This window comes from Stenotrophomonas sp. 22DLJC03, assembly GCF_056861405.1.
This window is the reverse complement of the sequence record NZ_JBSPUG010000005.1, coordinates 247,538-271,731: the sequence shown is the minus strand read 5'-3', so window position 1 is coordinate 271,731 and position 24,194 is coordinate 247,538. Positions and strand designations below refer to the sequence as shown.

Below are 24,194 nucleotides of genomic sequence, written 5' to 3'. Positions count from 1 at the left end.
AGAATTCAGCTTGCGGCCGCCAGCGCTCCGTCACTGCGCCTCGGCAACAACGCCTCGAACACCACCTGCCCTGCTTCGTTGCGGGCACCGATACGACCGCCATGCGCCCGCACGAACTGATCGACGATGTACAGGCCGAGGCCAAGTCCGTTGCTCTGGTGGAAGCTGGCCTTGAACGGTTCGAACAGGCGCGGCAGCAGCGCCGCATCGATCTCCCCGGCATTGCGCACCCGCAACAGCACGTTGCGCGGGTCACGGCCATCCACCTCGACCTGTGCCTCGTTGCCATGCGTCAGCGCATTGCCGATCAGGTTTGCTGCAACCTGTCCCAGTCGATCCAGGTCGCCCTGAAGCTGCGTGTCGCCGTGTGTATCCAGTCGGATCCGGCCCGCACCATGCGCACTCCCCACCTCCGCCACCACCGCCCGGGTGACCTCGGCCAGATCGCAGGTACTGGCCTGCAGGCGCAGGCCGCCGCTGCGGATCCGCGAGAAGTCCAGCAGCTGCTCCACCATCCGCGCCATGCGCAGGGTGCTGGCCTCCAGGTACTGCAGCGTCTGCTGCGCACCCGCGTTGCCTTGCGGAAGGTCCAGCGCCAGCTTGTCGGCGCACAGCAGGATCGCCGACAGCGGCGTACGCAGGTCGTGGGTCAGTACCGCAGCCATCGTCTCGTTGAGCTTGAGCGCACGCTCCAGCGCTTCGTTGCGCGCCTTCAGCAACTGCCGTTGCTGGTACAGCTCGATGAAGACGTTGACCTTGCTCAGGATCACCTGCGGCGCCACCGGCTTGTGCAGGAAATCTACCGCGCCGGTTTCGTAGCCCTTGAACGCGCGCACCGGATCATCCGGCGAGGCGGTCAGGAAAATGATCGGTACCGTGCGGCTGCGATGCGAACCGCGCATCAGCTCAGCCAGGGTGAAGCCATCGATCTCCGGCATGTGCACGTCCAGCAGGGCCAGCGCGACCTCATGCTCCAGCAGCAGCTCCAGCGCCTGCGCACCGGAGCTGGCCAGCAACAGATTGACGCCCTCGCGCTGCAGCAGCGCCTGCATGGCCACCAGGTTCTGCGGCACGTCATCGACGATCAGCAGGTTGACCGGGGACTGCGACTGCGCAGGGTCCGGTGGCAGCAGGTTCATGCAAACAACTCCTTCAGGCGACGACACATCAGTTCAAGGGGCAGCACGGCATCGGCGCCGGCATGCTGCAGGGCGGAAGCCGGCATCATCGATGCCTCGGCCTCCTCGGGGCATTGCAGCCAGGCGCGGCCTCCGGCGGCGCGTACAGCGGCTACGCCTTCGCTGCCATCGCTGCTGGCACCGGTCAGCAGCAGCGCCAGCACCTGCGGACCAAACACCGCAGCGGCCGATTCAAACAGCGGGTCGATGGCCGGGCGCGAGAACAGCACTGGCGCGTCCACCGACAAAGCGACCGCGCCGGCATCCTCCACCAGCAGGTGGTAGTCCGGCGGGGCGAACGTCACCGTTCCGGGCTGCAGCGGCTGCTTGTCCTCCGCCTCGCGCACCTGCAGCGCGCAGTACGGCGCCAGCACTTCGGCAATGCGGCTGGAGCGGTCGCGCGGCAGGTGCAACACGGCCAGCACCGGCGCCGGCAGCCTGGCCGGAAGCGCACCCAGCACAGCCTGCAGCGCCGCGACGCCTCCTGCGGAGGCACCGACCACCAGCACCGCTGGGCGAACCTGCACCGCCATCAGGCCACCTTCCGGTACAGGCGATGCTCGCGCGAACAGACCTCGAAGGCATCGTGGTGGCGCCCGAACTGCAGCGACTCCTTGCTGCCCAGGCCGAGGAATCCCCGGTGCACCAGCGCCTCGCGGAACAGTCCCACGGCCCGGTCCTGGAGATCACGGTTGAAATAGATCAATACGTTGCGGCACGACACCAGATGCACTTCGGAGAACACGGTATCGGTGGCCAGGCTGTGGTCGGCGAACACCACGTTGCGACGCAGCTGGCGGTCGAACACGGCGCCATCGTAGGCCGTGGCGTAATAGTTGGACAGCGACGCGGTGCCACCGGCAGCCAGGTAGTTACGGCTGAACTGGGCCATCCGGTCGATGCCATAGGCGCCCGCCTCGGCCGTGGCCAGCGCGGCCGGATTGATATCGGTGGCATAGACGATGCTGCGCTCGAGCAGCCCTTCTTCATGCAGCAGGATCGCCAGCGACCACACTTCCTCCCCGGTGCTGCAACCGGCCACCCACAGCTTCACCGACGGATAGGTGCGCAGCACCGGCACCACCTGTTCGCGCAGCTCACGGAAATAGGCGGGGTCCCGGAACATCTCCGAGACCTGCACGGTGAAGAACTGCATGGCCTGGGCGAACAGCTCCGGCTCGTGCAGCAGGCGATGCTGCAGGTCCGCCAGGCGCTCGCACTCATAACGCTGCATGGCCTGGCGGATACGCCGGCGCAGCGACGACACCGCATAGCTGCGGAAGTCATAGTGGTAGCGCTGGTACAACGCCTCCAGCAACACCTTCAGTTCCAGATCGAACAGCGCCTGCTCGTTCATTGCCGCGAGCACCAGACCCGGCACAGCGAGACCAGCTTGTCGACATCGATCGGCTTGGCGATGTAGTCATTGGCACCGGCCTGCAGGCAACGTTCGCGGTCGTCCGGCATGGCCTTGGCGGTCAACGCGATGATCGGCAGGTCCTGCAGGTGGCGCTGCGCGCGGATCTCGCGCATCGCGGCCAGGCCATCCTTCTCCGGCATCATGATGTCCATCAGCACCAGGTCGACCTCACGCTCGGCCAGGCGGTCAACCGCCTCCTGGCCGTTGCGCGCGATCTCCAGGGTCACGCCAAGCGGTTCGAGCACGCTGGACAGCGCGAAGATGTTGCGCACGTCGTCCTCGGCCAGCAATACGGTGCGGCCGTCGAGCACGGTGTCACGGCGGCGCGCCTCCCGCAGCAGACGCTGCTGGTCGCTGGGCAGACTGGCCTCGACGCTGTGCAGGAACAGGGTCACTTCGTCCAGCAGGCGCTCCGGCGAACGCGCGCCCTTGATGATGATGCTCTTCGAGTAACGGCGCAGGCGCTGCTCTTCTTCGCGGCTGAGCGCCCGGCCGGTGTAGACGATCACCGGCGGGAAGCCGACGTCATCGTTGTTGGCCATGTGCTCGAGCAGGTCGTAACCGCTGCCATCCGGCAACGACAGGTCCATCACCATGCAATCGAAGGTAACCGTGCTGAGCTGTTCCAGCGCGCCGGCAAGTGTACCGACGGCGACAATCTGCAGTTGCTCGCGGCCCAGCAGCAGCTCCAGGTTGCGGCGCAGCTCGCTGTCGTCCTCGACGATCAGCAGGCGCCGTACATCGCGCCGGCTGGTCTGTTCCAGCTGCTCGATGGCCGCTGCCAGACGCTCACGTGTGGTCGGTTTGATCGCGAAGCCGATCGCGCCCAACTCGCGCGCCACCTGGCTGCGGTCCATCGCCGAAACCACATGCACCGGGATGTGGCGCGTATCCGGATTGCGCTTCAGCCGCTCCAGCACGCTCAGACCGGAAACGTCGGGCAGGCCGATATCGAGCAGGATGCCGTTCGGGCGCAACTCGGCAGCCAGCGCCAGCGCTTCTTCGGCCGTGCTGGCTACCACGCAGTCGAAGTCCAGCTCATGGGCCAATGCCACAAGCGCCTCGGCGAAGGTGGTGTCATCCTCCACCGCCAGGATCAGCCGACCGGCGCGCTGGCGCCGGCCCCGGTCATCCGCCACGCTCGCAGTTGCCATCGACACAGCGGCCGGGGGCACAGCCGCAGACGCAGCCACAACACGAGCGGCTGCCGGTGCCGGTGCCGCCGCTGGCAACAGGACAGTTTCCGTCGCCGTCGCCGTCGCCGTCCCCGTCCCCGTCCCCGTCCCCGTCCCCGTCCCCGTCCCCGTCCCCGTCGCCGGGAGAGCTTCGGACGCCGGCGCACCCTGCAGCGGCAGCTCAAGGATGAAGCAACTGCCGCGTCCCGGCTCGCTGTCGACCTGGATGCTGCCGCCCATGCGCTCGGCCAGGTCGCGCGAGATCGACAGGCCCAGGCCGGTGCCGCCGTAGCGGCGACGCGTGCTGCCATCGGCCTGGCGGAACGCCTCGAAGATGACCGGCAGCTGCTCGCGGGCGATGCCGATGCCGGTATCGCAGACATCGAAACGCACGCGTCCACTGCCGCCAGCGCGCACGTGCAGGCTGACCTTGCCGTGCTCGGTGAACTTCAGGGCATTGGCCAACAGGTTCTTCAGGATCTGCTGCAGGCGCTGGTTGTCGGCCATCAGCTGGGTCGGTGCCAGCGCATCGGCCTCGATCTCCAGCGCCAGGCCCTTCTGCCGCGCCATCGGCTCGAAGGTCTCGCGCAGGCGTTGCAGCACACTGTCGACCACCACCACTTCATCGGCCAGCTCAACGTGGCCGGCCTCGATGCGGGACAGATCGAGGATGTCGTTGATCAACGCCAGCAGGTCATTGTTGGACGACAGGATCGCACGGGCATACTTCACCTGCTCCTCGGTCAGCGTGCCGTCCTTGTTGTCGGCCAGCAGCTTGGCCAGGATCAGCGAGCTGTTCAGTGGCGTGCGCAGTTCGTGCGACATGTTGGCGAGGAACTCGGACTTGTAACGCGAGGTGGCAGCCAGCTCATTGCTGTTGCGGACCAACTGCCCCTGCGCAACCAGCAGCGCCTGCTTCTGCGCCTCCAGTTCATGGGTGCGCTCTTCCAGCTGGACATTGCTCTGCTCCAGCTCGGCCTGCTGCTCTTCCAGATGGCTCTGTGACTGCAACAGGCTGCGGCTCTGCTCTTCCAGCTCCTCGTTGGCCACACGCAGCTCTTCCTGCTGGGCCTGCAGTTCTTCGCCCTGACGCTGCGATTCTTCCAGCAGGACCACCAGCTGCGCCCTCAGCAATGACGCACGAAGGGCCATGCCGATGGTCTCGGCGCAGCGCTCCAGCAGTTCGTCGTCCAGGCCCTGCTGGTCACCGACGCGCGCCCGGCCCAGCTCAATGACACCCACCACGCTGCCATCGCTGTTGATCGGCGCAAGGATGCGTTCGCGCACCGGCAACCGGCCCAGGCTGGTCTGCAGTTCGAGCACGGCTGCCTCGTCGCCGTGCAGGTGACGGATGCGTTCATCACGCGCGACCTGCCCGGCCAGTCCTTCCTGCAACGACAACGAGGCGGGTGTGCCTGAGGGCAGCGCCATGCCACCGGTCAACTGCAGCCGTCCGCCCTCCAGCCGATAGACCGCCCCCACGTCGGCGCGAAGCTGCTCCGCCAGACGGGTCACTGCCGCATCGGCGATCTGCTCCGGCCCCAGGTCGCCGCGCAGGCTCATCGCCACCGCGTTCTCCGCCTCCTGCAGCCACAACGCGCGCATCGCCTGGCGCCGGGCCTGGATCGCACGGGAAACAATCAGCGCGATCATCAGGAATGCGCCGCCGCCGATGCTGCGATTGACGAACGAGAATGCCGAGTTCGAGCTGGCCGGTGCGATGTTGTAGCCGACGATCAGCAGGATGCAGGCAAGCACCGCCACAATGAACGGTGCCCGTGCGCTGCGCTGGAACACCGTCACGCCCACGGCAAGGAAGTAAGCCAGCCATACCGCATAGCCCAGCGGTACCACCAGCTCCAGCGCGATGGTTGCGGCCAGCAGCACAGCGGAGGTCATCCAGATCCAGCGGTCACGCGTGGTCGCACCAGGACGCATGCAGGTCGGCTCCAGTAGACAAAAAGGTGGGTGATGGTACTCCGTGTCGCATTCAGCCGCACAGGACCATTGGCACGCGCCTCGCCTGCACGCATCCTTCACACTTCAATGCCTAGCTTTTCGTCCCTCACAGGGGTAATGCTCATTTCAACGTGGACGCAGCAGCTTCTACGGCGTCCGTGCTGACGGACCCTTCCCGACAACTGCGATTGCTGATCGACAGCGTGCGCGACCATGCGCTGTATCTGCTTGATCCCGATGGCAGGGTATGCAGCTGGAACCCGGGTGCCGAGCGCATCAAGGGCTATTCAGCCGACGAGGTCATCGGCACCCATTTCGGTCGTTTCTATCTGCCTGCCGATCGCGAGGCGGGTGAACCGCAGCGCCTGCTCCGTCTTGCAGCGCAGCACGGCCATCATGCAAGCGAGGGCTGGCGGGTCCGCCGTGACGGCTCTTCATTCCGCGCCAGCATCGTGATCGAGCCGGTCTCCGAAGCCGGCGAACTGCTCGGCTTCGTCAAGATCACCCGTGATATCACCGAGCAATGGCAGGCACAGCGGCTGCTGCGCGATGCCCAGCGGGCACTGCGCCATACCCAGCAGTTCGAGACCGTCGGCCGACTCAGCCGCGGGCTGTCGCATGAGTTCAACAATCTGCTGACCACCATCGGCAACGCGCTGGACCTGCTGTCCCTGCGCGTCAGCGGTGACGACGTACGCGCCGCCGAACTACTGGATGCTGCGCAGACCGCCACCGACCGCGGCGCCCTGCTGACCCGCCAGCTGCTGGCCTTCAGCACCGGCCAGACGCTGATCCGGGAGGCAGTGGACATCAATGCGCTGGTGCAGCAGTGGCTGCCCGACCTGCAGCGTGCCTGCCCTCCTTCGGTCGTGCTCGATGCCCGCTTCACGCCGGATCTGCCACCGGTCAGCACCGATGCGATGCAGCTGCAGACCGCACTGGCCAACCTGGTGGCCAATGCCGTGGAGGCGACCCTCGACGGTGGTCGCATCCTGGTCGGTACCGCCCTGGAACATCGCCTCGACCCGGATGCGGACACCACGTTGCAACGTGGCTACGTCACCCTCAGTGTCTGCGACGAGGGCCATGGCATGGCCGCTGAAATCGCCGAGCGGGCAACCGAACCGTTCTTCACCACCAAGGACATCGGCAAAGGCAGCGGCCTGGGCCTGAGCCAGGTGTTCGGATTCACTACCCAGAGCGGCGGCTTCGTCGACGTGTCCACCACGCCCGGTGTCGGCACCACGGTCAGCCTGCTGCTTCCCGCAATGGAGGAACCTGCCCATGACCGATGACCCGATCCGTGTATTGATGGTGGAGGACCAGACCGATCTTCGCGAGATGATCGGCCTGGCCCTGCGCGATTTCGGCATCGACGTGGCGACGACCGCCGATGCACACGAAGCGGCCGCCCTGTTGAAGGGTGAAGCACGCTTCGACGTGGTGTTCAGCGACATCAGCATGCCCAACGGCATGTCCGGCATCGAACTCAGCGAACATGTGGCGCGCGATCAGCCGCAGGCGCGGATGATCCTGTCATCCGGCTACGCCCGCTCGCAGCTGCCGCCGCTGCCCGAGCAGGTCGAGTTCCTGCCCAAGCCCTATCGCCTGCGCCAGCTGGTGGAGCTGTTGATGCAGGCGTGAGGCTTGCCCGGGCAATGCCCGGCACGTCCGTGCCGTAGAGCCGAGCCCACCCTCGGCTGCCTTCCTCAATAGCGCCCTACCAGGTTCAGATACCAGCCGCGGTGGGTGTAGTCGAACTTCGTCAGGTCATCGCTGAAGTCGGTGAAGTTGTAGCCGACGCCGACGCGGAAGTTGCGACCGATATCGCGATCGACACCGGCCAACCACCCCTGACGGCGGCCGCCGTCACGCACATCCAGCAGGCGGTATTCCAGCAGGCCATGCCATTGGTAGTACAGGTCGTAGCGCAGCTGTCCCGAGGCAAAGCTGGTGGCTGAATCGAACCACGGGCCGGTGCCACGCCCGTAGCGCACCTCGCCTTCGCGGCGGGCGGCCTTCGCCGCCACTTCCCAGCGCTGATCGATGCGGTAGACCCCTTCCAGCGACAGCACCTGGGTGCGCTGGTCGTAGTCCACGCCGTTGACCTGGCCCATCGTCGACAGGTCATACAGGTAGCTGTAGCGACCGAACAACGCCCAACGGTCGTTGTCCCACGGACGGTAGGCGAAGCCGAGGTTGCCTTCGATGAAGCGCGCGCCCGCGACCGGATTGATCGCATCGTCGGTATCGGCGTAGTTGAAGCGCGCCGCAATGCGCCAGCTGTCGTTGAGGCGATGGCTCAGCCGGTTGGTGCTGACCCACTGCGTGCGCCGCTCCGCGCCGGTATCGCGGCGCCACTCCAGCTTGCTCTGCCAGTCGGTGCCCGGCGAGGTACGCCCGCCGGACAGGCTCACCGCCTTGCGGTCGACCTGGCCGGTGCTGGCGTCGAGCTTGCCGTTGCTCAGCGTGAAGCCCGCATTCCAGCCCACCGCTGGATAGAAATCCATGCCGAAGGTGTGCGCCAGCCCGGACTCCTGCCCGGATTTCAAGAACTGGCTTTCGTTGAACACGTTGACCTGGTCGGACAGCCGCCAGCGCTGGCCCAGGGTCCATCCATCCTGCGCATTGGGGCTGAACAACGGGTCGTACTCGCTGCGGTCGGTCGACTGGGTAAACGCACCGTAGAAGCTGTGCTGCGGGGTCAGCCGGTACTCGGCGTTGATCTGCGCCGCGGTTCCGCGATCGCCATCGCTGACTTCAGCGCCGACGGTGGACAGGTTGGCAAAGGTCCAGGTGCCGCCGGCCACCACCGCATCGTTGTCGGCATAACGGCCATGGTCGTCGTCCACGGTCAGCTGGCCACCACCATACACATCCAGCGAGGTGCCGATGCGATGGGTGTAGCGTGCGGCCGCCAGCACGCCGGCCACGTTGCCGCCACTGCCGCGATCCTCCTGCACCCGGCGCAGCTCGGCCGACAGTCGATCGTTGTCGCCGATCCGCCATTCGGCGGTGGCCTGCGCCTGGATCAGCGACTGCGCGCCACGACGTGCCTCGCTGTAGCGCGCGTACAGGCTGAAGTCGTCGGTCACATAGCCGAGCAGCTCAGCGCCCTGCTCGCGCACGCGCTGGCCGGTGTCGAAGCGCCCAACCGAGTAACCTCCGTCCACCTGCCGCCACCAGGCACCGGCGCTCCAGTCGCGCTGGGTCCAACCCAGCTCGCGCAGGTTGATGCGGGCCTCGACCGCCGTCGCCTCACCTTCGCGCGGCCCCTCTGGATTGAGCCGGCTGAAGCTGAGTCCGCCGTTGTCGGAGAAGAACACCGGCGCACTGGTCGCCTCGCTGCGGCTGTGCTCCACCTTCAGGTAGGTACCGCGGCCTGCCTGCAGAGTCAGGTCCGCACCCTTCAGCGAGTAGTCCTGACCGGCGCGCTGTTCGTCCACATAGGTGGCGCCCAACGCCACGTGATCACCGAACCAGTGCTTGCCACGAACGCCGGCGGTGATGTCATCACTGTCAAAGCCGGTCGGCACCCATTCGTAGTCGACAATCAGGCGCTGTTCGTAGCCGTCCAGCGGTACGTCGCGACTGATCCGGCGCAGGTTCTCGCGGCTGACCTGGGCCAGCGGCCGGGTCAGCAGGATGCGGCCCTGCAGGGCATCGATCTCGTAGTCGGCGCCGCGCACCATCGGCACGCGTTGCTCGACACGGCCGGTGGTACGGTCGCGGATCTCCAGCACCACCTGGTCCGAGCCACTGAGGATGCTGGCATGGCGCAGGTAGTACAGGCTGCCGCCGGTACCGATGAACTCGCTGTGGCCGGGCGCGGTTTCGGCCTGCGACCCGAACAGGCGCAGTTCGCTGCGCGCATCGCCCCAGGCATTGGCACCACGGGATCGCCACGACAACGCCGCACCGTACAGAGAGCGCACATACTGCGCGTACTCGGTGCCGGTCAGCCCGGTGTTGTAGTTGCCCCACAACGCCTGGTTCTTGTCCCAGTCCAGGCGCAGGTAGAAGCGCCCCATGCTGTCCACATCGCGCTGGGTCAGCGAATCATCGCCGTAGGTCGGGTAGTACAGGTCGGGGTCGAGGCTGCGGAACAGGTCGCGCGGATCGGCGGTGGTGAAGCCGGTGAACAGCTCGTCCAGCGGACGGTTCTGGGTGTCGGCCTGCGCAGTCAGAAGGTAGCGGCCACGGGTCTTGGCCTTCAGGTAGAAGGCCAGACGACCATCGCTGAGCACGTCATCGTTACGCTCGCCGCGGGCAAGGTCCTGCCCTGCCCCGCTGGCCTTGTTCTGGTACACGGTGATGTCGGCCAGGCCGACACCGAACAGGTACCGGCCACTGACATCGACCTCCAGCGTGCGTGCGATGGCCGGCGCATCCGGCCGTTCGACGCGCACGTCGAAGGCGTGGTGGCCGATCGGCATCAGGTACTCGGCAGCGAACTTGCGGTCCTGGTCCAGCGGATAGCTGTCGCCGTTGATCTTCAGCGCGGCGCCGAGCGGCAGGTCACGGCCACGCAGGCGGACCCGCGAGCCGTACACCGGGATGTTCTGCTGGCGCAGGCCGTTGCTGTCGAACACCTGCTGCAGCAGCGACAACGTCGCTGCCTGGTTGGCATCCACCGCAGTCCCGCGGCGGTCCTCCAGCGCGTCACGCAACTGCTGGTTGCCACGCTCGAACTCCGCCGGGGTCACCAGCTGCATGGACTGCGCGGTGGTCTCATCCACATTGCCCTCGGCATCGAAGGCACGCAGCACATAGACCAGGCGGTCGCCACGACGCAGCGGTGTCGAAGCCGGCAGCGTGCCATCCCAGCTGCCCTGTGCGACGGCGGCCACCGGCAGTTCGAACTGCGCCAGCGGTGCAACGCGGTCGGTGTCGCTGCCGCGATAGAGGCTCACTTCCAGCCGCTGGATGAAGGCGGTGTAGTTGCCACGCACATAGAACTCGACCGGTCGCACGATGCGACCTTCGTCGAAAGCGACCATGCCCGGTGCCGACACCGACAGTTCTGGCTGGCCCATGGCCGGGTCTTCGGTGGCCCAGATCGCGCCCCCTTCCGGAAGGCGGATCATGAACTCGCCCCGGACCGTCGCTTTGCCTGGTTCATCGATCGCCACGCTGACCCGGCGATCCGGCTGCAGCGCCTGCGAGCTGGAACGCGTCGAGGTGCCTTCGGTCACCGGCTCGTCATAGCTGCGCGAGCGCAGGCTGAACAGCAGTTCGCCCTCGGCATTGCAATGGTTGCCGTCGCAACGGATCGGTGTTGGCTCGGCGGCGGGCGGCGCCGCCTGGACGGCACCGGCCAGCCCGAGCAGCATCGCCTGGTACAGAACGGCGCGCTGCAGGTGGGCCGCGCGACGCGCGGTAGAGTGATGCGCGCTCATCGGCGTGCCTCCTGTTGGCGGGCGGCCGCGCGGGTGGCGGCGCTCTCCTCGTTGCGCACGCGCAGGCGCTGCTGCACGGCTGGGCTGAGCTGGCTGCGCAGCGCCTCGAACACGGCATTGGCACGACGCAGGCCCAGCGCCTGGTTATAGGCATGGCTGCCGCGCACATCGGTGTGCCCGACCAGGCTGACCTGACCACCCCCCATCTTCTCCAGGCGCGCGGCGATGGCCGCCAGCAGCGGCTTGAACTCCTCGCGTACGACCGCCTTGTCGGTGTCGAACAATACGTTGCCCAGCAGCGCGCCAGCGGCATCGACACCGGCCAGCAGCGAGTGCGGATCCTGCACGTCGGTACGCAGCTGCACGGTCAGGCCTGCGCGCGCACTCTCTGCCACTTCGGCCTGCAGCGCATCGCGCACCACCGCCGCACGGGCGAATGCCAGCGCCTGGCTTTCGCCATTGGCCGCGATCACCACGTCCCCGCCCTGGTAGCGGTCCACCACCTCGGCCATCTTCGCCAGCACGGGGTGATAGCTGGCACGCAGTTCGCTGCTACCCGGAGCGAACAGAACTTCGCCGAGGGCGAGCTCCATGCGTTCGGTCGCAGCCTGCGGCGACGGTGGCAGGCGCACGCCGAAGCTGAAGCGCGTCGGCACGCCTTGGGTGACCCGTCGCAGCAGCGGATTCTCGGTGGTCAGCTCGGCTCCGGCCGGTATCGTGGCCGGGTCCAGCTTGATGATGAAGTTGCGCCCCAGGCGTGCATCACCGCCGTGGACATCGGCCAGGTGGTAGCGCCCGAACGGATCGGTCTCCACCAGCAGGCCTTCCACCGTGGCCAGGCGCACGCCCGGAATGCCCTGCTCCTGGATGCCCTCGTTCCCGATCACATAGGCCACTTCGTAGCCATCGGCCACGCGTGCGATCTCACGGCGGACGGTCGGCGCGGCGGCGGTCAGGCCCTTGCCGGCATCGCCACTGAGCTGCACGCTCGTGCCCCCCTGCGCATCCATCCGCAAGCGATGCCCCTGTGCGCTCTCCAGCACGAAGTCATCGCTGAAGGCCAACTCGCGCAGGCGCTGGCGCAGCACCACCTGATGCACCTCGACGGTATCGGAGGTCGACGCGCGTCCGTGCACCACACCGATCTGCACGCCATGCAGCAGCGGCGCACTGGCATCGGCCAGCGGTTGCGGGCCTTCACCACGGTCCAGCGTGGTCGAGCCCGGCACATAGGCCGCAGCAGCGAACCCGCCTTGCACTCGCACGCCGCTCAGCTCGGCACTGTCCTGCCAACCGTCGCCGTCGCGATCGTCGAACACGGTGCCGAACACCAGGCTGTCTTCCAGCAGCGGGTCCGCATCCATCGCCACTTCAGCAGTGGCCACGTTCGACAACGGACTGCCGTCATCGGCAGTCGCTACCGCCTGATTCATGTGGGTACCGCTGCGCACACCGGCGCCCACCCGCAGCAGATAGGTGATGGTGGCACTGCGACCCACCGCGATGTCCACCGCACCGATGCGCAGCGGCGACTGGCTGCTGGCCAGCGCGAATGCACCGTCATCGTCGGCCACGCGCATCGAGCCATCCACGTAGCTGAAGCCCGGCGGTGGTGTATCGACCACCACGCCATCGCGCCAGTGGCTGCCTCCCACGTTCTCCACCACCAGCTGGTAACGCACCAGGTCGCCCACTTTCACCCGACGCGGGTTGGCGGTCTTGGTGATGCGCAGCGAGAAATCAGAGATCACCTTGTGATGCGTCTCGCAGGTCGTGCACTCCGGGGGCGGCGAGCCATCCGGGTACTGCCCGCGCAGACGATTCAGCACCTGGGTCCGCGCTTCCTGGTTGACGATCGCCTGGTAGACGTATTCGTGGCGACCAACCGGTGTACCGCTCGGCACCGTGCAGACGATGTCCGCGCCCTGCTGCGCACATCCAGCGGGCAGGCTTTCGATGCTCAACCCTGCATCAGGTGTATCGACCAGCTGCAGCGGCTGGCGCAGGGCAGCGCGCTCAACGGTGGCAACCAGGGTGTAGCTCAGGCGGTCACCTGGGCGAACATCGGTGCCGCTGGCCGGGCCGGACTGCTTCTCCAGTACCACACGCGGGTCGGCCAACGCATGTTCGGTACTGCAGTCGCCGCTGCAGGTGGGCGTATCACCGCCACCGCCGAGCACCGCATTGCGTACGCTGCCGGTGGCCTGCGCATTGACCCGCGCGCGATAGCCCAGTGTGTAGGTGCCCGGCGCGGTCCCGGCCGGCAGCGTGCACACCAGTGGGTTGCTGCTGTTGCAGGTGAACGGACCGGGCTGGGTGACCGACTGCAGGTCCAGGCCGCGGCCCAGCGTATCGGTCAGGGTCACCACATCCAGCGTCTGCGAATTGGCGACCGTCACCTCGACGCTGTAGTCCACCGCATCGCCGATATCGATCGGCGCCACCGTGCTCGATTGCTTGCGGTAGGTCACCACCGCCGACAGCACCGGCGTGGTGGTGCCGCAGTTGCTGGTACAGGTATTGGTGCCGGTGCCACTGCCCAGCACCGCATTGCTGACGCTGCCCTTGGCCTGCGCGTTCACCTTTGCGGTGTAATCCACCGCATAGGTGCCCGGCGCGGTACCGGCCGGCAGCGTGCACACCAGCGGATTGCTGGCGTTGCAGCTGAAGCCCTGGCTGGCGGTGACCGCGCCGAAATCGAGACCCGGGCCCATGGTGTCGGTCAGGGTGAACAAGGACGTGGTACGCGAACGGCTGACCACGGCGGTGAGCGTGTAGGCGATGCTGTCGCCCACTTTCACCGCACCTGCAGCGGCCGAGGTCTTGCGGTAATCGATCTCGCTACCTGCCACGGGCGTGGTGGTATCGCAGTTGGCCGTGCACGACGGATTGTCGCCACCACTACCCAGCACCGCGTTGGTGACCTGGCCGCTGGCCTGCGCATTCACTACGGCGGTGTAGGACAGGCTGTAGCTGCCCGGCACGGTACCGGCCGGCAGCGTGCACACCAGCGGATTGGCGGCATTGCAGCCGTAGGCGCCTGTGCTGGTCACGGAACCGAAGTCCAGACCGGTGCCCAGGGTGTCGGTCAGGGTCACCACAGCGGTGGTACGCGAGTTGGTCACCACCGTGGTCAGTGTGTAGGTCAGGCGATCGCCCACCGACACCGGACCGGTGCTGTTCACCGACTTGGCGTAGCTCACGCCCGGCGTTGCCACCGGCGTGGTGGTGTCGCAGTTCACGCTGCACGACGGCGTGTCGGTGCCGCTGCCGAGCACGGCATTGCGCACGCTGCCGCTGGCCTGTGCGTTGACGGTCGCGCCGTACGTAAGGCTGTAGGTGCCAGGCACGATGCCCGCCGGCAGTGTGCAGACCAGCGGATTGGCGGCATTGCAGGTGAAGGCTCCCGCACTGCTCACGCCTGCGAAGTCGAGGCCGTTGCCGAGGGTATCGGTGAGGGTGAGCACACCCGTCGTGCGTGCACGAGTCACGGTCACGCTCAGCGTGTAGTCGATGCGGTCACCGACGCGCACCGGGCCGCCGGTGGATGCCTGCTTGGCGTACACCACCTGCGGACTGGCCATCGGCGTGGTGGTATCGCAGCTGCCCACGCAGGACGGGTTGTCGGTGCCGCTCGGCACCACCGCATTGCGCACCTGGCCGCTGGCCTGCGCGTTGACGATGCCGGTATAGGAGAACGCGTAGCTGCCCGGCACGGTGCCAGCCGGCAGCGTGCACACCAGTGGGTTGCCCGGCACGCAGCTGAAACCGCCGGCATTGGTCAGACTGCCGAAGTCCAGGCCGGTACCCAGCGTATCGGTCAGCGTGGCCACCGCCGTGGTACGCGCATCAGCCACCACCACGGTGACGGTGTAGGCGACGCTGTCGCCCACCGCGACCGGACCGGTCGTACTACTGGCCTTGGAGACCGAGATCTTCGGTGCCGCCACCGGGGTGGTGGTGGTGCAGTTGCTGCTGCAGGTCGGCGTATCTGTGCCGGTGCCGACCACGGTGTTGACCACCTGGCCGCTGGCCTGCGCGTTGACGGTGGCGGTGTAGCTCAGGCTGTAGGTGCCCGGTACCGTGCCGGCCGGCAGCGTGCACATCAACGGATTGGCCGCATTGCAGGTGAACGAGCCGGCATTGCTGACACTGCCGAAATCCAGGCCGGTGCCCAGCGTGTCGGTCAGGATCAACACATCGCGGGTATTGCCATCGGCCACGGTGACGTCGACGGTGTAGCTCACCGTCGCACCCACCGCGACCGGGCCGGCCGTGTTGGAACGCTTGGCATAGCTGACGCGCGTCACCGGCACGGTCACATCGCTGCGCGTGCAGTGGTCGGCGTCGTTGCAGCTGCTGCCCGGCGTTGGCGGCGTACCGTTGTTGAACGGATCGTGGCCACCGCCCACGCTGGCGTGGTTGGTCAGCACACCAGTCGCTGCGGCGGTGACCGTCACCGGCAGGGTGAACGCTGACGTTGATCCAGCGCTGCCCGCTGCGGAGAGAACCTGGTTGCTGGTGCAGGTGACATCCTGGCCGCTGGCGGTGCAGCTCCAGTTGCCGCTCACATGCACGCCCGCCCAGTTCGCGACGATGCCGCCAGGCAGCTGGTCGCGCACGGTGATCACACCCGCAGGCACGTTCGGCGGGTTGCCGGTCGGCACATCACTGGTGTTGCTCACCGTCAGCGTGTACTGGGTTCCGGCCTGGCCGTAGTTCCAGATGCCCCCGGTAGCGTTGTTGCTCTTCACCACCTTCAGCGATGGCGCGGTGATGGTGATCCGGTGATCTTCCACCTCGCCGTCATCGGCCACGCCGGTCGGGTTCTGGATCTGTGCCGCGTTGGTGGCATAGCGCAGGCGCACATAGCTGGTGCCGGCACTCACTGTGTTCGGGACACTCCAGCTGAGGTTGGCCTGCCCGCCGCTGCACGCCGCGATAGTGCTGCGCTCATTGGCATCGAAGCTGCCATTGCGGTTGAAGTCGACCCAGCCGGCCACACTGCCACTGCCCACGCAAGCCACCGGTTGGTTGATCTGCGTGCCGGCCTGCATCACGGTCAAGCGGTAGCTGCTCGGCCATGCATCTTCTTCGCGGCTGCCAGCAACGGGCGAGTTATCGTCACCCAGCGCATCCAGGCTGTAGCTGCTCTGCTGTTCGGTATCCGGGCCGAGGCTGCCGAGGAAGTCGGTCAACGGTGGCGCCAGGCCACCCGGTGTGTACGCCGCGGTGTTGATATTGAAGTTGCTGCTGCCCTGCGGAATGCCATCGGAGCGGAACTGCAGGTCATCCACCACGTGCATCGCATCGCCGTAGCTCTGCGGCGCATCGCCGAAGTCGGCGTAGGGCACCAGCAGGCCGATGGCGATGGCGGTGGTCCCGCTGCCACGCATCGAGAAACCCATGTTCACGGCCAGGTTGCCAGGCGCATGCGCAGCGTTGTCGAAGCTGAGGAAGGTGACCGCCGCCGTGTTGTCGTCGTTGCCGGGGCCGAAGCGGATCACCTGGTTGGCGCCGCTGGTCGACTTGTTGACCAGATACGGCGTGCTGTTGGCCAGGTTCTTGCGGACCTCGACCACGTTCCAGGTGCCCTGCGCGCTGGCTTCAACGAACTCGCCACTGTTGTTGATCGACTCGGCGTCGGCCATCACCACGCCACGCAGGCGATAAGGCGCCCCCCCCACGGTCGAGGTGCAGGTGATGCTGAAGCTGGATGTACCACCGGCACGCGCAATGCCGGCAATCAGCTGGTTGCTGCTGCCGGTACCGCCGATGTTGTACAGATCGTCGAGGCTGTCACCGCCAAAGTTGCCGGGACGATAGCTGCGCAGCACGTTGGTCTCGGCCGTGTTCAACCGGCAGTCGACGCGCAGGTTGATGCCCGATGCGATGGGCAGGTCGATCGATGACGTCGCACCATCGTTGAGTACGACGTTGTTCACTCCGTTGGCACCGCCGCCCCAGGTCAACCACAACACCGTGTTGCGATACGGGCTGCTGCCGCCGGTCGCATACGCGGCCGCCCACCCCAACGACGGCACTGCCATCGACAGCAGCAACAGCAGGCCGCGGGTGATCCAGCGCCCGGGTTTTGAGCACTGCTGGGTTTTCTTGGGATGAACGCATCCACCGCCCGCGCGAATGCGCGACGTCGTCGACTGCCACATGGTGATTTCCCCGGTCGGCTCGCGTGGAGCCGCTGTTCAGTGGGTCGCGTGGGACGAGCTCATGGGCCTGGCCACACGCGCGGACGCACGTTCTGCCGGCTCCATGGCCACTACAACCGTCCCTGGACCCCGTTGGTCAGGTATGAAGTTCTGCAACTACGATACCGCACCGCAACAAACGTGTGATGAAAGTCTCATTTAAATTTGCCGCTTCCGGCGTTGTTCGACGACCACAGTTGTAGCAACCCGGAAGTGCGACACCGTGCACGATTCCGGCAGTGCGAACGCCCTTTCCGGCAAGACGTCACGCGAATTCGGCGCGAGTTGCACGCCGCAGCACATCGCGGCGCATTGCGCGCCGCGGACACCCCTATCAGGCCGTCCCAGCACCATGACGGAACGATGCGAGCAGCGTGGAAGCTGCAGATGCCGGTGCCATGCGGCCACGCGCAAGCGACCAGGTAATGCCGTAGAAGCAGGTCCAGTAGAAGTCCGCCAGCCACACCGCGCTGAATTCGACGTTGAACTCGCCTGTCTTCTGACCACCCAGGAAAAAGGCTTCGAATCGATCGCCTATCGGTGCCCAGCGTTCTGGCAGCAGATGCAGGTCACCCTGCCGCTGCTGCTCTTCCATCATCCGCGCGAACACCAGGGTCACCAGCTCCCAATCGGCGAGCAGCGTGGTGGTGACCTGCTCCAGCACATGCTGTGCATCCGCGCCATCGTCGAACCAACTGGCCGCTGCCTCCAAGCGCTCGAAGCCTGCGGCGAACAACGCCTCGTCGATCGCCTCGCGGGTCGGCGCGAACCGGTACAGGGTGGCGCGACTGATGCCGGCCCCCCGCGCCAGCTCACTGAGCGTGCAGCGCGGATGACTGACCAGGGTTGCCGCCAGGGCGTGGTGCAGGTCGCGGCGTGGGCGGGCGGTGGCGGGTCGCATGAAAGGGTCGGAAACCGGGAGTACGAACACGCTAGCATGAATCATCAATTAATAAACTGAATCAAAATTGATTCACCCGAATCACAGATGCGCTACAACGGAGCTGCGTCCGGTGCACCCGGGTCGGTGCATGGCAGGGAACGCGTCACAGGCATCGAAGGAGAAAGGCCATGCTGCATCCACTGCGCGATATCGCTGTGCTGTTCGATGCCAGCGACACCGGACAACGCGTACTGAACATCGCCTCCCACCTGGCACAGGCACAGCAGGCACATCTGGTCGCAGTGTCCACTGCCCAGCATCCCACCGACATCGCCAACGGCTTCGCGCGTGGCGCCGGCATCGCCGCAGCGCTCGATCATGAAGCGCGCGCCGACGCGGCCTGTACCGCACAGTTGATGCAGAACCTGCGCGCACTGTCCGAACCACTGCAGATCAGCACCGAGCTACGCATCGTTTCGGATTATCTGGGCGGAGCCGACCTGGCCCTGCAATCGCTGTACTGCGACCTGATCATCGCCGGCTATCCGCATACACCCGGGGCCCCCAGCGGCTGGCGGCCCCTGGGCACACTGCGCCAGACCGGCGTGCCGATGCTGCTGGTGCCGCCGCACTGGCAAGGCGATCAGGTCGGCCGCCGCATCGTGGTGGCCTGGAATGCCAGCAAACAGGCGCGTCGCGCAGTGGCCGATGCGCTGCCGCTGCTCGCCCGTGCGCAGGCCGTGCACCTGCTGATGGTCGACACGCCCAAGACCGAAGGCGCACCCGGTACCGAGATGGCCCAGCATCTGGCACGGCACGGCGTTGAAGTGGAAATACAGGCGATCAACTCGAGCCAGGGCGGCATCGCCGCGACCATCCGCCAACACGTGCTGGACGCCGAAGCCGACCTGCTGGTTCTGGGCCCCTACAGCCGCAGCCGGGTGGTGGAGCGCGTGCTTGGCGGGGTCACCGAGGACCTGCTTGCCGAAGTGCCGGCGCCACTGTTCGTATCGCACTAGTCCCACCCTGCCCCGCTCGGCGGTAGCCGGTCAGCGATTGACCGGTATGCCGCCGGAAATACCGGCACAGGTACGACGCATCCTCGAAACACAGGCGATCGGCAATGCGTCCGATCGGCAACTCGCTGTACGTGAGCAGCGCCTTGATCTCCAGCACCACCTGGCGGTCGATCAACGCCTTCGGCGTTTCATCGAAGCATTCGCGGGTGAGCTGCGAGAGATAGAACGGGGTGATGCACAGCGCCTCCGCATAGGACTGCACGTCACGCTGACGCGTGCTGCGCTGGCCCACCAGCTCCCAGAAGTTCCAAGCCAGGCGCTCTCGCCGGCTGACCTGCGCGGGTACCCTCTTCTGCTTCGGCAGCAACGTGGCCATCTTCAGGAAGAAGCTCTGCAGCAGATTGCGCAGCATCACATGGCGGTGCCGTCCACCGTTGTGCTGCGCGTCCATCATCAGCTGCAGCCACCCCTGCAGCAACGGCACATCCAGCGGTGATGGCCGGCAGTGCGGCTGCTCGTGCAGGAACTGGAACAGCGCATTGGGCAACACATAGGCCACCTCCGATGCCAGCGCCTTGGGCATCAGACAGACCATCACCACGAAACCACGCGAGCGCTGGCGCAGCAACGCCAGCGTGTCCTCGGCCAGCACCAGCACATCGTGCCGTTGCATCGCCACCTCGCGAAAGTTCAGCGCAAAGCGCGCTCGCCCGGACACACACACCAGCACCGCCAGGTAGGCATGCCCGAATGACAGCGGGACGCCCTGCCCCTCGGCCAGCGTGCTGACCTCGAGGCGCATGGATTCGTCCTGATCCAGAAGCTGGGGTATGCGGTCCATGGGCCGTTCCGGCTGGATTCCGGGGCACAGCATAACGGGCCTCGGCATTGAGTTGTGAAAAGTACCGAAATCATCAAGGTACGGCCCTGTGCCCGCGATGCGCCGGAACCTAGCCTGTGCACTCTCTTTCCGTATCTGGAACTGCCATGCAGCTACACACCGAACGCCTGATCCTGCGCCCCTGGCGCGACACCGATGCCGCCGATCTGTACGAATACGCCCGCGACCCGCGCGTGGGCCCCATCGCCGGCTGGCCGGTGCACACCAGCGTCGAGGAAAGTACCGAAATCATCCGCACCGTCTTCAACCGGCCAGAGGTCTACGCACTGCAGAACCGCGAGGACGGCCACGCGATCGGCTGTGTCGGCATCCTGATCGGCGCTGACAGCAATTTCGAGATCAGCGACCGCGAAGGCGAGATCGCCTACTGGATCGGCGTGCCGTACTGGGGGCGCGGGCTGGTGCCCGAAGCAGTGCGTGAAGTGATGCGGCACGCCTTCATGGATCTGGAGCTGGATGCGCTGTGGTGCGGCTACTTCGCCGACAACCTGCAGTCGCTGGCCGCGCAGAGCAAATGCGGTTTCCAGCATCATCATACCGAGGTGGACAAGTTCAACAGCTTCCTCGGCGACTACCGCACCGAGCACATCAGCCGCATCACCCGCGAGCAATGGTTTGCCTTGCAGGCCACCTTGCCGGCATGAGCGGAGTTCAGGCCGACGTGCGCTGCATGAAAAGAAGTTCTGGTGTTGAGGACGCTTCAACCTGCTGGAAACCGAGATCGCGGTACAGGGCCACGGCGGCCGTGTTGTCACGATAGACGCGCAGGGTGAGCCGCTCGATACCGTCTTCGCGCATGGCCTGTGCACTCATGGCCTGCATGAGCAGCCGGCCAAGGCCGCGCCCGCGTGCCAGTGGGGAAACAATGATGCGGCCCAGGTGCGCAGTGCCGGCGTCGGTTACCCAGTACTGGCCAAAGCCCAGGCACCGGCCCTGCTCTTCCAGCAGCGCCCAGCCCGGCCGCGATCCGAGTTCGAGCACCTGCGCGAACCCTTCCGGCGGCAAAGGAAACGGCACGCCGGGGCCAGCCCAGCGCTGGGTGGCCTCGGCGGAGTCAAGCCAATCGGCAATGGTGGCGTAGTGGGAAGGCTGGACGGCGCAAAGGTTTGGTTTCATGACGCTCATGGTGCGCCATTTTGTACCGGGCAGACACGCTGCACGAGGAGGGCGCCATGGCCCTCTCAGCACGACTGGCGCCGGTGTGGTCTTTGTATGACCGGCTTGGCGGGATTCGCGTCATGGCCTGCGCGGCGGCCCTGCTGGGGCTGTGCGGCGAAGACTGCCTGCCACTGCCGTTACAGGGGCTGCGGGGCGGTGAGCGCGAGGAGGTGGCGGCGGTGCTGGGTGTGCTGGGGCTGTTGTAGAAGCCCGGCGAGCGGTTGCCGTGCGGTGTGGCGGGTGGTGAGCCCGGCCCTCGCCCACAGCCTCACCGGGTTCTTTGCCTTGGTTCAGATCACTTCCAGATACTGGCCGACCTCAAGACTGCACCGTTGAAGCTTCCTCATGGTTGCGTCACAGTTCCCCACTTCCGATGGAGGTGCAGAATGCATGGAATGATCCAACACATCAGGATGGCAACAGCTGGAAGCACACTTATGCTGTTGGCTGCCTGCACCTCTGTCGGCGACACGCGAAGTTCCGGACCTGTAGCCACTTTCTCGTCCAATCAGGACCCCTTAGCCGCCGCCACGTGTGTCCGCGACGCATGGGGAGAGGTGAGCATCGGAGGATCACGATGGCAGTATGTACTTGAGCCCCGTTCCGATGGCTACTCCGTGTCGACCTCCAGCGGCGGCGTCCCGGCAGAGTTTGTTGAGGTCAGCCCTCGAGCTGGAGGGGGAAGCGATATCAAGTTCTACAGTAAGTTCCTGAAGCGTCGACAGGCTCGCTACATCGAAGCCGTCACCCAATGCGGTGTCCGCTCACCGTAACTCCAAGTCTTGAGCCTCGCGAAGGTCACAGCCTTTGCCGGGATGCTGGCCCTGACGTCAGCCGGAAGGATACGACCGGCGGTCGAAGATCCTGCGAACGCAGCAACGATCTGCCTGAATAGCTCGGACCGGACGCCGACGCGACGCTGCTCGCCCGCACCCGGAGGGTCCGTCGAAACCACTTCGGTCTTGGATTGGGTCAAGGCTCACTCACCGGCATATGCGCCGCTTTGCTTTTGGGTCAGCCATCCGGCCCCGCTCCGAATAGGCGGCAGTGATCTGGAAGGAGTAGTACATGGCAGCAATCTGTCCGCGGTGCCTTTTGGCTACGTAATGGAGGCCTGCCACCTCAGCCGCGCGGTGAACGCGCCGCGGAACAACAGCTTGAATCTGCTGGTGCAGATCGCCTGGGATTGGCGACACCAAGACGCGAATTGCGCTCTGTAAGGCCCGCGAAAGCCCAGGGCCATACCTTTCCCTTCGCAGTACAACACAAGCAGCAGAGCGCTATTCGCGCATCAATCTTTGCATGGGGGCAACGTGGCGAGCTTGGGTTGGTTCGACGGAATGGTCCTCGGCTTCTTGCTGGGCGTCGCTGCAAGCGCAATTGCCGCATTCCTCGCCCTTCGTGAGAACAGGCGGGACAAATGACCGCAGCTCAAGCCTCCCCAAAGAGGATGACGCCGACGGAGTAGAACTCCGGCACCATTCGGCCGCACCTGCCACCGGGGCCGCGCGATGGAGGCTTGCCGCCTCGGCCGAGCAAATGGCGCGTCAAGACATTCAGCCGGCCCGCCAAATGCCACAAGCCATTGATATATGGTGACCCCGGCCCGATTCGAACGGGCGACCTTCCCCTTAGGAGGGGGACGCTCTATCCAGCTGAGCTACGGGGCCATTGGCAGCGGGAAAGCATACCTCGTCTGGCTGAATGGACCAAGCGCGAGGCGTTCTGCAGGACGCCCAGCATCAGTATTCTGTGCGCATCTACCCGCTGCACTTAATACCGTCGCCGCATGATGACCTTCTGGGAGAGCCTGTCTGCACTCGGCGACAGCCGCGCCTTGTTTCCGCTTGCCATTGTACTCGCCTTGTTCCTGCCAACCTCTCACCGCCACCTGCTGTGGCGCTGGGCCGTGGCCGTCACTGTAGTCGCCGCGACAACGCTGGCCAGCAAGATCGCCTTCATGGGCTGGGGTTTTGGGATGGAGCATCTGGATTTCACCGGCATCTCCGGGCATGCCGCCATGTCCAGCGCGCTCTATCCCGTGGCCTTATGGCTTCTGGCCAGCGGCCGCAGCCGACACTTGCGGGCCTGGGCCGTCGCCGGCGCGGGGCTTGCAGTCGCGATCGGCTGCTCTCGACTGCCTTTGCGGGCCCATTCTCCCTCCGAGATCATCATAGGACTCAGCCTCGGCCTGGCCGCGTCGGCTTGGGTGCTGCGTCACGGACAGACGCTGGGCAACATCCTGGCGGTGCATGGCCGCGCGGCACTGCTGGCCATTGCCGCCGCCATGACCACGCCGATATTGCTCGCAGACTTACACACTCATGACCTCGTGAAGGCCGCTGCCAAGACACTGTCCGGCCGCGCGCAGGCATTCGAGCGTCAGGATCTACGCGGCCACTCATCGCCAGACAGAAGCCATCATCAGACACGAAGTTTTCACAAATCTTGACAGCAAGTGTTCATCCGCAGAATATGTGAAGGGAATTTTCCCTGACGGAGCAGGCCTCCCATGTTCAAGAAGACGATCGCAGTTGTGGCACTGGCGGCCCTGTCCGCCTCCCCGATGATGAGTTTCGCGCAGGAAGCGCAGGCTACGGCCGGCACGGAGGCTACTGCGGCGGAAGTTGCCGGCGCAGAAGCTGCTGGCGTCTCGACCGCTGCAGTCGTGGGCACCACCGTAATCGGCGTGGCCGCCGCTGCCGTTGCATACAGCATCGGCGGCGACAGCACCAGTGGCAGCAATGACGGCGGCAGCGGCACTGATCCGGGCGGCCCGGGTCCGGGCGGCCCTGGCACGGGTGGCACCGGCGGTACGGGCGGCACCGGTGGTACGGGCGGCACCGGCGGCTGATCAGCGCACCGCGTACCATTCAGGCCCTCGCCGGGCGCG

16 protein-coding genes and 1 tRNA gene are annotated in these 24,194 nt (G+C 66.0%); 7 read left to right on the top strand and 10 right to left on the bottom strand.

The genetic code is table 11. The features are described 5' to 3' along the window. Window positions 1–5: 5 nt before the first annotated feature. From AC13GA_RS17715 to AC13GA_RS17700, 4 genes are read right to left on the bottom strand one after another with little or no spacing between them, the layout of a single operon-like run. On the bottom strand, window positions 6–1,139 hold the full coding sequence (locus AC13GA_RS17715) for a hybrid sensor histidine kinase/response regulator (protein WP_295378770.1): 1,134 nt from the start codon (window positions 1,137–1,139) through the stop codon (window positions 6–8). Next, window positions 1,136–1,711, bottom strand: a complete 576-nt coding sequence (locus tag AC13GA_RS17710; RefSeq protein WP_046984718.1) for a chemotaxis protein CheB — start codon at window positions 1,709–1,711, stop codon at window positions 1,136–1,138. The genes AC13GA_RS17715 and AC13GA_RS17710 overlap by 4 nt, the downstream gene beginning before the upstream one ends. Beyond that, complete coding sequence (locus tag AC13GA_RS17705) at window positions 1,711–2,535, bottom strand: CheR family methyltransferase (RefSeq protein ID WP_046984717.1); 825 nt, start codon at window positions 2,533–2,535, stop codon at window positions 1,711–1,713. The genes AC13GA_RS17710 and AC13GA_RS17705 overlap by 1 nt, the downstream gene beginning before the upstream one ends. Then, complete coding sequence (locus AC13GA_RS17700; protein ID WP_482998662.1) at window positions 2,532–5,711, bottom strand: response regulator; 3,180 nt, start codon at window positions 5,709–5,711, stop codon at window positions 2,532–2,534. The genes AC13GA_RS17705 and AC13GA_RS17700 overlap by 4 nt, the downstream gene beginning before the upstream one ends. Window positions 5,712–5,863: 152 nt before the next feature. Here AC13GA_RS17700 and AC13GA_RS17695 point away from each other — a divergent pair, with 152 nt between their 5' ends. Continuing rightward, window positions 5,864–7,027 (top strand): two-component system sensor histidine kinase NtrB, encoded by a 1,164-nt coding sequence (locus AC13GA_RS17695; RefSeq protein WP_430543756.1) that lies wholly within the window; start codon window positions 5,864–5,866, stop codon window positions 7,025–7,027. Next, window positions 7,017–7,376 (top strand): response regulator, encoded by a 360-nt coding sequence (locus AC13GA_RS17690; protein ID WP_482998661.1) that lies wholly within the window; start codon window positions 7,017–7,019, stop codon window positions 7,374–7,376. The genes AC13GA_RS17695 and AC13GA_RS17690 overlap by 11 nt, the downstream gene beginning before the upstream one ends. 65 nt (window positions 7,377–7,441) lie before the next feature. Here AC13GA_RS17690 and AC13GA_RS17685 read toward each other — a convergent pair whose 3' ends face one another. The 3 genes from AC13GA_RS17685 to AC13GA_RS17675 form a co-directional block, all read right to left on the bottom strand. Beyond that, window positions 7,442–11,131: a TonB-dependent receptor gene (locus AC13GA_RS17685; RefSeq protein ID WP_482998660.1), complete on the bottom strand. Its 3,690-nt coding sequence runs from the start codon at window positions 11,129–11,131 to the stop codon at window positions 7,442–7,444. Beyond that, window positions 11,128–17,301 (bottom strand): CshA/CshB family fibrillar adhesin-related protein, encoded by a 6,174-nt coding sequence (locus AC13GA_RS17680; RefSeq protein ID WP_482998659.1) that lies wholly within the window; start codon window positions 17,299–17,301, stop codon window positions 11,128–11,130. The genes AC13GA_RS17685 and AC13GA_RS17680 overlap by 4 nt, the downstream gene beginning before the upstream one ends. A 373-nt stretch (window positions 17,302–17,674) precedes the next feature. Further along, a complete protein-coding gene (locus AC13GA_RS17675) occupies window positions 17,675–18,241 on the bottom strand; it encodes a TetR/AcrR family transcriptional regulator (RefSeq protein ID WP_208043690.1) in 567 nt (188 codons plus the stop codon). Between the two features lie 170 nt (window positions 18,242–18,411). Between AC13GA_RS17675 and AC13GA_RS17670 the strand changes: the two genes are divergently transcribed. After that, window positions 18,412–19,242: a universal stress protein gene (locus tag AC13GA_RS17670; protein WP_253079299.1), complete on the top strand. Its 831-nt coding sequence runs from the start codon at window positions 18,412–18,414 to the stop codon at window positions 19,240–19,242. Here the strand turns inward: AC13GA_RS17670 and AC13GA_RS17665 are convergent. After that, entirely contained in the window at window positions 19,190–20,083 is an 894-nt protein-coding gene (locus tag AC13GA_RS17665) for a helix-turn-helix domain-containing protein (protein ID WP_482998658.1), read from the bottom strand. The two genes, AC13GA_RS17670 and AC13GA_RS17665, sit on opposite strands and share 53 nt — an antisense overlap. 146 nt (window positions 20,084–20,229) lie before the next feature. Between AC13GA_RS17665 and AC13GA_RS17660 the strand changes: the two genes are divergently transcribed. Then, a complete protein-coding gene (locus tag AC13GA_RS17660; RefSeq protein ID WP_482998657.1) occupies window positions 20,230–20,787 on the top strand; it encodes a GNAT family N-acetyltransferase in 558 nt (185 codons plus the stop codon). A gap of 7 nt (window positions 20,788–20,794) precedes the next feature. On the opposite strand, the gene AC13GA_RS17655 is transcribed toward AC13GA_RS17660, so the two are convergent. Then, a complete protein-coding gene (locus tag AC13GA_RS17655) occupies window positions 20,795–21,259 on the bottom strand; it encodes a GNAT family N-acetyltransferase (protein WP_482998682.1) in 465 nt (154 codons plus the stop codon). Window positions 21,260–21,315: 56 nt separating this feature from the next. On the opposite strand from AC13GA_RS17655, the gene AC13GA_RS17650 reads away from it, so the two are divergent. Then, on the top strand, window positions 21,316–21,507 hold the full coding sequence (locus AC13GA_RS17650) for a hypothetical protein (protein WP_426353637.1): 192 nt from the start codon (window positions 21,316–21,318) through the stop codon (window positions 21,505–21,507). A gap of 1,387 nt (window positions 21,508–22,894) precedes the next feature. Here AC13GA_RS17650 and AC13GA_RS17645 read toward each other — a convergent pair. Next, a tRNA-Arg gene (locus AC13GA_RS17645) sits at window positions 22,895–22,971 on the bottom strand. Window positions 22,972–23,090: 119 nt separating this feature from the next. Between AC13GA_RS17645 and AC13GA_RS17640 the strand changes: the two genes are divergently transcribed. Together AC13GA_RS17640 and AC13GA_RS17635 are read left to right on the top strand one after the other, a co-directional pair. Then, window positions 23,091–23,753 (top strand): phosphatase PAP2 family protein, encoded by a 663-nt coding sequence (locus AC13GA_RS17640; RefSeq protein WP_136638726.1) that lies wholly within the window; start codon window positions 23,091–23,093, stop codon window positions 23,751–23,753. A 60-nt stretch (window positions 23,754–23,813) separates the two neighbouring features. Beyond that, window positions 23,814–24,155, top strand: a complete 342-nt coding sequence (locus AC13GA_RS17635) for a hypothetical protein (protein ID WP_057503544.1) — start codon at window positions 23,814–23,816, stop codon at window positions 24,153–24,155. Window positions 24,156–24,194: the final 39 nt, after the last annotated feature.

Bases quoted from the DNA above. Each gene is read 5' to 3' on its own strand.
- AC13GA_RS17670 (WP_253079299.1), top strand. From the start codon at position 18,412: ATGCTGCATCCACTGCGCGATATCGCTGTGCTGTTCGATGCCAGCGAC.
- AC13GA_RS17665 (WP_482998658.1), bottom strand. From the start codon at position 20,083: ATGGACCGCATACCCCAGCTTCTGGATCAGGACGAATCCATGCGCCTC.
- AC13GA_RS17715 (WP_295378770.1), bottom strand. From the start codon at position 1,139: ATGAACCTGCTGCCACCGGACCCTGCGCAGTCGCAGTCCCCGGTCAAC.
- AC13GA_RS17635 (WP_057503544.1), top strand. From the start codon at position 23,814: ATGTTCAAGAAGACGATCGCAGTTGTGGCACTGGCGGCCCTGTCCGCC.
- AC13GA_RS17650 (WP_426353637.1), top strand. From the start codon at position 21,316: ATGGCCCTCTCAGCACGACTGGCGCCGGTGTGGTCTTTGTATGACCGG.
- AC13GA_RS17710 (WP_046984718.1), bottom strand. From the start codon at position 1,711: ATGGCGGTGCAGGTTCGCCCAGCGGTGCTGGTGGTCGGTGCCTCCGCA.
- AC13GA_RS17685 (WP_482998660.1), bottom strand. From the start codon at position 11,131: ATGAGCGCGCATCACTCTACCGCGCGTCGCGCGGCCCACCTGCAGCGC.
- AC13GA_RS17640 (WP_136638726.1), top strand. From the start codon at position 23,091: ATGATGACCTTCTGGGAGAGCCTGTCTGCACTCGGCGACAGCCGCGCC.
- AC13GA_RS17680 (WP_482998659.1), bottom strand. From the start codon at position 17,301: ATGTGGCAGTCGACGACGTCGCGCATTCGCGCGGGCGGTGGATGCGTT.
- AC13GA_RS17655 (WP_482998682.1), bottom strand. From the start codon at position 21,259: ATGAAACCAAACCTTTGCGCCGTCCAGCCTTCCCACTACGCCACCATT.
- AC13GA_RS17705 (WP_046984717.1), bottom strand. From the start codon at position 2,535: ATGAACGAGCAGGCGCTGTTCGATCTGGAACTGAAGGTGTTGCTGGAG.
- AC13GA_RS17675 (WP_208043690.1), bottom strand. From the start codon at position 18,241: ATGCGACCCGCCACCGCCCGCCCACGCCGCGACCTGCACCACGCCCTG.
- AC13GA_RS17700 (WP_482998662.1), bottom strand. From the start codon at position 5,711: ATGCGTCCTGGTGCGACCACGCGTGACCGCTGGATCTGGATGACCTCC.
- AC13GA_RS17690 (WP_482998661.1), top strand. From the start codon at position 7,017: ATGACCGATGACCCGATCCGTGTATTGATGGTGGAGGACCAGACCGAT.
- AC13GA_RS17660 (WP_482998657.1), top strand. From the start codon at position 20,230: ATGCAGCTACACACCGAACGCCTGATCCTGCGCCCCTGGCGCGACACC.